Origin of the sequence: Lachnotalea sp. AF33-28, assembly GCF_003477885.1 — a bacterium.
In the GTDB taxonomy this organism is placed as follows: domain Bacteria; phylum Bacillota; class Clostridia; order Lachnospirales; family Lachnospiraceae; genus AF33-28.
This window is the reverse complement of record NZ_QUEE01000020.1, coordinates 54,278-60,831: the sequence shown is the minus strand read 5'-3', so window position 1 is coordinate 60,831 and position 6,554 is coordinate 54,278. Positions and strand designations below refer to the sequence as shown.

The 6,554-nt window shown below is 52.5% G+C and carries 9 protein-coding genes; all 9 read right to left on the bottom strand.

Annotation, left to right across the window (positions count from 1 at the left end; all coding sequences use genetic code 11):
• Positions 1-43 precede the first annotated feature (43 nt).
• The gene (gene ispD, locus DWZ56_RS21105) at positions 44-772 is read right to left on the bottom strand and encodes a 2-C-methyl-D-erythritol 4-phosphate cytidylyltransferase (protein WP_118558607.1); all 729 of its coding nucleotides are present in this window, start codon (positions 770-772) and stop codon (positions 44-46) included.
• A gap of 72 nt (positions 773-844) precedes the next feature.
• Complete coding sequence (gene tsaD / locus DWZ56_RS21100; RefSeq protein ID WP_118558604.1) at positions 845-1,867, bottom strand: tRNA (adenosine(37)-N6)-threonylcarbamoyltransferase complex transferase subunit TsaD; 1,023 nt, start codon at positions 1,865-1,867, stop codon at positions 845-847.
• Positions 1,868-2,779, bottom strand: a complete 912-nt coding sequence (locus DWZ56_RS21095; protein ID WP_118558603.1) for a ribonuclease Z — start codon at positions 2,777-2,779, stop codon at positions 1,868-1,870.
• Positions 2,780-3,156: 377 nt separating this feature from the next.
• Complete coding sequence (locus tag DWZ56_RS21090) at positions 3,157-3,399, bottom strand: hypothetical protein (RefSeq protein ID WP_118558602.1); 243 nt, start codon at positions 3,397-3,399, stop codon at positions 3,157-3,159.
• Between the two features lie 89 nt (positions 3,400-3,488).
• Entirely contained in the window at positions 3,489-3,926 is a 438-nt protein-coding gene (gene rimI / locus DWZ56_RS21085) for a ribosomal protein S18-alanine N-acetyltransferase (protein WP_118558601.1), read from the bottom strand.
• Positions 3,923-4,645 (bottom strand): tRNA (adenosine(37)-N6)-threonylcarbamoyltransferase complex dimerization subunit type 1 TsaB, encoded by a 723-nt coding sequence (gene tsaB / locus DWZ56_RS21080; protein ID WP_118558600.1) that lies wholly within the window; start codon positions 4,643-4,645, stop codon positions 3,923-3,925. Before tsaB ends, rimI begins: the two co-directional genes overlap by 4 nt.
• A gap of 1 nt (position 4,646) precedes the next feature.
• The gene (tsaE, locus tag DWZ56_RS21075) at positions 4,647-5,096 is read right to left on the bottom strand and encodes a tRNA (adenosine(37)-N6)-threonylcarbamoyltransferase complex ATPase subunit type 1 TsaE (protein WP_118558599.1); all 450 of its coding nucleotides are present in this window, start codon (positions 5,094-5,096) and stop codon (positions 4,647-4,649) included.
• A complete protein-coding gene (locus DWZ56_RS21070) occupies positions 5,093-5,581 on the bottom strand; it encodes a YcxB family protein (RefSeq protein WP_118558598.1) in 489 nt (162 codons plus the stop codon). The genes tsaE and DWZ56_RS21070 overlap by 4 nt, the downstream gene beginning before the upstream one ends.
• Before the next feature lie 264 nt (positions 5,582-5,845).
• Positions 5,846-6,478: an ECF transporter S component gene (locus tag DWZ56_RS21065; RefSeq protein WP_118558597.1), complete on the bottom strand. Its 633-nt coding sequence runs from the start codon at positions 6,476-6,478 to the stop codon at positions 5,846-5,848.
• Positions 6,479-6,554: the final 76 nt, after the last annotated feature.

Sequence of the window (6,554 nt, the reverse complement as noted above, 5' to 3'; positions counted from 1 at the left end):
TGCCACTTATTTTTCAACCGTTTTCAAAGTGGAAATAAACTTTTCACTTCAGCAAAACTTTTACAGACCGGGAACAGTTCAGAAACGCTTCCCCAATCAACATATCCTCCGGCGTTGTCACTTTAATGTTACGGTAAGAGCCTTCCACAAACTTCACTTTATGATCTGTGAAGGTTTCCACCACCATCGCATCATCCGTCACCGAAAGCCCTGCCGCACCGCGGGATGCCAGGCAGTCATACGCCCCTCTCACGAGTGGATAAGAAAATGCCTGGGGTGTCTGCATCATCCATACCAGGTTCCGGTTCGGCGTATAATCGGCAAATCCGGCTTCATCGGCGATTTTTATAGTATCCTTCACCGGCATAGCCGCCACACAGGCGCCGTATTCCCGCGCTCCGTCCATACATCTGCCGATGATCGCATCGGTCAAAAACGGACGCGCTCCGTCATGGATCAGCACATAGCTGCTGGTATCTGCCGCCTTTAACCCCTCATAAACGGAATCATACCGCTCCCTGCCGCCGGGTACGACCGCTTTCACCTTAGCAATGTTGTATTTCCTTACGATTTCTTCACAGCGGACGATATCTTCTTCACCTGTTACCAGCACAATTTCATCCACCGCGCTTTCTGCGAAAGCTTTGAGCGAATAATAGACCAGCGGCCTTCCGCCCAAAAGCATAAACTGTTTATGGATATCGCTGCCCATCCGGCTGCCGCGGCCGGCTGCCAGAACAATAGCGGCCGTTTTTTCTCCGTTAGATTTCATTCCCATGAATATATTCCTCTCCGGCCATACAGTTAACGGACGGGGACACAACCGGTCCCCGCCCGCCGTTTTTCAGCGTTCCCCCAGCTTGAGGTTCGGAACCGCATTTAAATCCAGTCCGGCTGTGTTTCCTCTTATAAATTCATAATAAGCCGCCACACCGATCATGGCCGCATTGTCCGTGCAGAAAATCGGGGACGGATGGTAAAATTTCAGATGATTTCTGCAGCATGCCTCTTCCATAGCTTCCCGAAGCGCGCTGTTGGATGCGACACCTCCGGCAATCACCACTTTATCCATATGGAATTCCGCCGCTGCTGCAACCGCCCGGCTGACCAGCGCTTCCACCACCGCATTTTGGAAGGAAGCCGCCAGATCCGGCACATTGATCTCCTCCCCCATCATCTTCGCATGGTTGATATGGTTGAGCACCGAGGATTTCAGACCGCTGAAACTGAAATCATAGGGCGCATCCTCCACCCTGGCTCTGGGAAATTCCACCGCATGCCGGTTTCCCTCTTTTGCCGCCTTATCGATCTTAGGTCCGCCAGGATAGCCCAGGCCCACAGCCCTGGCCACCTTATCGAATGCTTCCCCGGCCGCGTCATCCCTGGTTCTTCCTATGATCTCAAATTCTCCATAATCCTTCATGAGCACCAGATGGGTATGACCTCCGGAAACCACCAGACATAGAAACGGAGGCTCCAGATCCTTGTTCTCTATAAAATTGGCGCAGATATGGCCTTCAATATGATGCACGCCGACTAACGGCAGCTTCTTCGCATACGCGATAGCTTTGGCTTCCGCAACGCCCACCAGCAGGGCGCCTACCAGCCCCGGCCCGTAGGTAACGCCTATGGCATCCAGATCATCCAGCGTCACTCCCGCTTCCAAAAGCGCCGCCTCAATTACCTGATTGATTTTTTCAATATGCTTTCTCGACGCGATCTCGGGCACAACGCCGCCAAACTGAGTGTGCAGCGCGATCTGTGACGAGATGATGTTGGAGAGCACCTCTCTCCCATTTCTGACAACGGCGGCAGCGGTTTCATCACAGGAACTCTCAACCGCCAGTATGAGTATCTCTTTTTCCATTTATTCTTCCTCAAATTGCAGTTCTGCTGTTCTCCCGTCCTTGGCAGCGATCGCCCTTGGGAAAATGCTGCGGACATCGTTCATGTATTCCTCCGGATAAGTGAGGGAAGGGCTGTAATGAGTCAGCCAGAGCTCCTTTACGTCTGCGCCCCTGGCCAGCTTCGCCGCTTCATAAAAGGTCATATGCCGGTACTCTCTGGCTTTGGCCTCTTTGCCTTTTTCTCCGTACATCCCCTCACAGATGAACAGATCGGCGCCGGCGGCCTCCTCTTCGATTGCGGCTGTGGGTCTGGTATCCGTACAATAAGTGACCTTGATCCCGCGCCGCGGCGCGCCCAGGACCATATCCGGCGTATAGGTCTTGCCTTCCGCCTCAACGATCTCGCCCTTTTGCAGCCGGTTCCAGAAAGGTTTGGGTATGCCGCAGGACAGCGCCTGCTCCAGATTAAACTTCCCGGTACGCGGGATGTGAAGCGTATATCCGTAGCAGACAATGTTATGGTTCACCTTAAACGCCGTGATCTCATAGGGTCCCAGCTTCAGCTGCTCCCGTTTCTCCGTAAGCTCAATATATTGGATGGGGAAAGGAAGTTCCGGCGCTATGGTTCTAAGAGCTCCCACCACGCGTTCCAGTCCCTTCGGTCCCACCATGATCAGCGGTTCCGTCCGTTCGGCATTGCCCATCGTTAAAAGAAGACCGGGCAGACCGCTGATGTGATCCGCATGATAGTGTGTAAAACATATAATATCTATGGGTTTAGGGCTCCAGCCCTTTTCCTTCAGTGCGATCTGTGTGCCTTCACCGCAGTCGATCAGCAGGCTGCTGCCGCAGCAGCGGGCCATCATAGACGTCAGCCACCGGTAAGGCAGCGGCATCATGCCTCCGGTACCCAGCAAGCAAATATCAAGCATATAATTCCTCCGACACTCCTGGCACGGTGCCGGACAGCACCCGTGCGTGAAGCTGATAACTGTATCATTTTGTAACGCTATTTGATATTCTAACATAATTTATTGCTGATGGCTACTATAAATGAGAATCCCCCCGCCGGATGCTCCGCCTGCAGCGGGTCGCTCCGGCAGCATCGTATCTTCCCGCCGCATTGCGGTTCTCATGGAGCATTTTATATCACAGGCTATGCCCCCCATGCCTTAAGCGGCATCTCCATGGTATGAAAACTGGAAAAAATGGGACTTTCACAGTAAAAGACGGACGCGCATACATCCATGCGCGTCCGTCCTGTCTTCTATCCCGATCTTTGGAATCCGCCGGTATACTCTGTTTCGGATTAAACCATCTCGGTCTGTGCGGTTACCGTCACCGGTATCTTAAACTGTTTTATAAACTCGTCATAGCATTCTTCGCAGAGGTCCAGACTGTGTATCTCTCCGTCTTTTTCGGAAAAATAGCCCCAAGTACAAGCTGCGGAAAATACCCCTTCCTTCACCATATCATCCTGAACCGTCATGACCCTGCCGCACTGATTGCAGATGATGGCCACCAGCTCACGATTTTCATTGTATGCCTTCATAACATATCCTCCATTCCCGCCTTGCAGCAGAATTCCTGTACAGATCTATTATAAAGGATGTCCCTCTTATGTTTCAATGGTAATTGTTCTCAAAGCTGGCTCTTCCTCATAATTATGGCATCCTCTGCCGGATTGCGGTAATAGTTTTTCCGGCGGCCTTCCGGCACAAAACCGTATTTCGTATAGAGCGCCAGGGCGGCCCGGTTATGCTCCCGCACTTCCAGCGTCACCGCGCGGATCTTCCTGCTGCCTAAGTAGCACAGCATCATTTCCATCAGCCCGGAGGCAACCCCTTTTTTCTGTTTCTCCGGCAAAACCGCAATCTTTAGGAGCTCCGCTTCATCCAATACCACCATCATACAAAAATATCCGACGATGAGACCGTCCTGTTCCGCCACATAACAGATATCCCTTCTGCCTTCCAGACAGTCCTTCCATATGTTAAAAGACCACGGATCAGTAAAAGCAGCCTGCTCCAGCGCGGCTACCTGTTCCAGATCCGCGCTCTCCATCCTGCGCACCGTCATTTTCCCACCGGGCCTTTCGCCGCCTCATTTCTTTTTGCGAGCTCCCGTTCCGCCTGGGACAGCCGCAGATAATCCGGCGTATGCTCCGCTGCGCTTTCAGTGCGGCCGGCCCGGTAATACATAGCTCCCAGCGCAGCTACGCTGGCCGCCCTCTGCCGGTTCATATGCGGCGGCGCCAGCCTAAAGTTTACGCGGCAGCTCTGACGGATCACATCCAGGCTCACAGGGACGCCGTCCCCAAGAAATACCACCGGTTCGCCCATTCTGCCCAGTTCATCCAGCAGTTCTCCCAAATCCGCCGCATACTGCGGCTTTAAAATCTCCATCCCGTCCTTCATGCGGTAAATTCCCGCATATACCTGTCCTCTGCGCGCATCCATCATAGGGCAGACCAGCCCCTCACATCCGTACATGTTATATGCCAGCGCATCCACCGTGGGGACGTGAATCAGAGGCTTATCCAAGGCAAGGCCCAGCCCTTTGGCCGTCGCCGCGCCGATCCTTAAGCCGGTAAACGATCCCGGACCTCCCGATACCGCTATTGCGTCCAGTTCGGACAGATCCAGTTCCACCATGGATGCCACCGTATCAATCATCGGCAGGAGCGTCTGGGAATGCGTCTTTTTATAGTTGACGGTGTATTCCGCTGTAATGAGTTCATCGGTGAGCAGCGCAACCGAAGCCACCATGGATGAGCTCTCTATGCCTAATATCTTCATCTTATCCTCTTTTCTTATCCGGAGACGCCTCTATTACTGTGATCCTGCGGTAATCAAAGCCTTTTTCCGGATCTTTCTCTATCGTGACCTCCCCCGCTCCCCCGGGAATGATCTCACGGATCAGTTCGGACCACTCGATCAGGCAGACTCCTTCGCCAAAGAAATAGTCCTCATAGCCGATTTCCTCCATCTCCTCCACATCCCCGATGCGGTAAACATCAAAATGATAAAGCGGCAGCCTGCCGCCCTCATAGATCTGCACGATCGTAAACGTCGGGCTGTTCACCGGTTCCTCTATCCCAAGTCCTGCCGCAAAGCCCTGCGTGAACACGGTCTTGCCCACGCCCAGATCCCCGTTTATACAGTATATCTCTCCGGCGCAGGCCGCCTGGCCCAGACGAAAACCCAGTTTTCCGGTCTCTTCCGGAGAATATGTCTCGATTATATTCATCTTTGTGCTGTCCCCCGTCCTGCGGTATGCTCTCCTATTAACGTCAGAAGTTCCTCTGCCCTGCCGTCCAGCTTCTCTGCCGGCAGTATATGGGCATGGATCTTATCCATATAAATCATGATATTGGACCCCGCCTTTTTTACCCGGGCGATGCTTTCCCATTTATAATCCACGTGCTGATCTCCCTGTGTAACTGAAAAACCGTCCTCTCCGAAAACGTATTCAAAGGGCTGCGCATAAGTCTTTGACTTCGCGGTTGCTTTGCACTTGGAATATACGCTGAACGGATGGATCAGCGTGTACATGCATCCGACCAGCAGCAGCGCCACCGTATAGGTCGTATTGACCGTGCCGTAGGTCAGCACCGCACCCACCAGCGCCGCGATACTGATCACCATCCCCAGCACTCCGCTGAAGGTATGGTAGATATGATACATATTAAAGCGAAACAGATCCTTCGCTTCCACCTGAATATCAAAACGCATGAAGCACCTCCGTAATCATCCGGCACATCATCTCTCAAATAACAACGAAGCACCGGTCTATGGACACTAATACCATGTCAGCAGGCTGACATAGCCCCTCTGGGAAGATGCGCATGATTTTCTATGGAAATTGTCTGCTTCGCGGACAGAAAATCAGCGCAGTATAATGCCTAACGACATTATACCAAAAAAGCAAAAAAAAGAAACCCCAAATTGCTGGGGCTTCAGAGTAGGATGCGCTGCTTTATCGGCAGCTGTAACTTGTCAGGAACGAAGAAGGATGGAGATGCGTTTATAGCAGAGCACCACAACCAGGCTGGTGAGAACACCTTTTATGATGTTAAAAGGGGCCACACAGAACAGCATAAACGTAAAGGTGCTGTTTACAAAGGGTATAATCTCCGTTCCGGCGCCTATGATCGCGTCTAACGGCATATGGAATGCCGTGGTATAGAAAGGCAGCATCACATAGGTATTGAGAATGACAGCCGCCAGCGCCATGGCCAGTGTACCGGTGCACAGACCGATCACCGCTCTTTTTTTAGTTTTATGGGTGCGGTAAATGATGCCGGCCGGCACGACCAACGCACAGCCCACGCAGAAATTAGCCAGCTCTCCCACAAAGGCCGTGGACGTCGGCTTGAGCAGCAGCTTTATTAAAATCTTTACCGTCTCGATCAGCACTCCGGCCACCGGCCCCATCATGAAGGTGCCGATCAGAACCGGAATCTCGCTTAGATCCAGTTCATAAAAGGACGGCGCCAGAAACGGCAGGGGAAACTCAAACAGCATGAGCACTGCTGCCAGAGCGCCGAACATGGCGATCAGCACCAGATTTTTCACCGTAAATGCGGATTTGATTTTCTTTGTCTGTGTTACACTTGATGTTTTTTCCATAATTGTCTCCTTCCCGCGCATTGTCTGCGCGCAGATAAAGGCCGGGGAACTGACGCGCCGCAGTGCGATCTAAGCG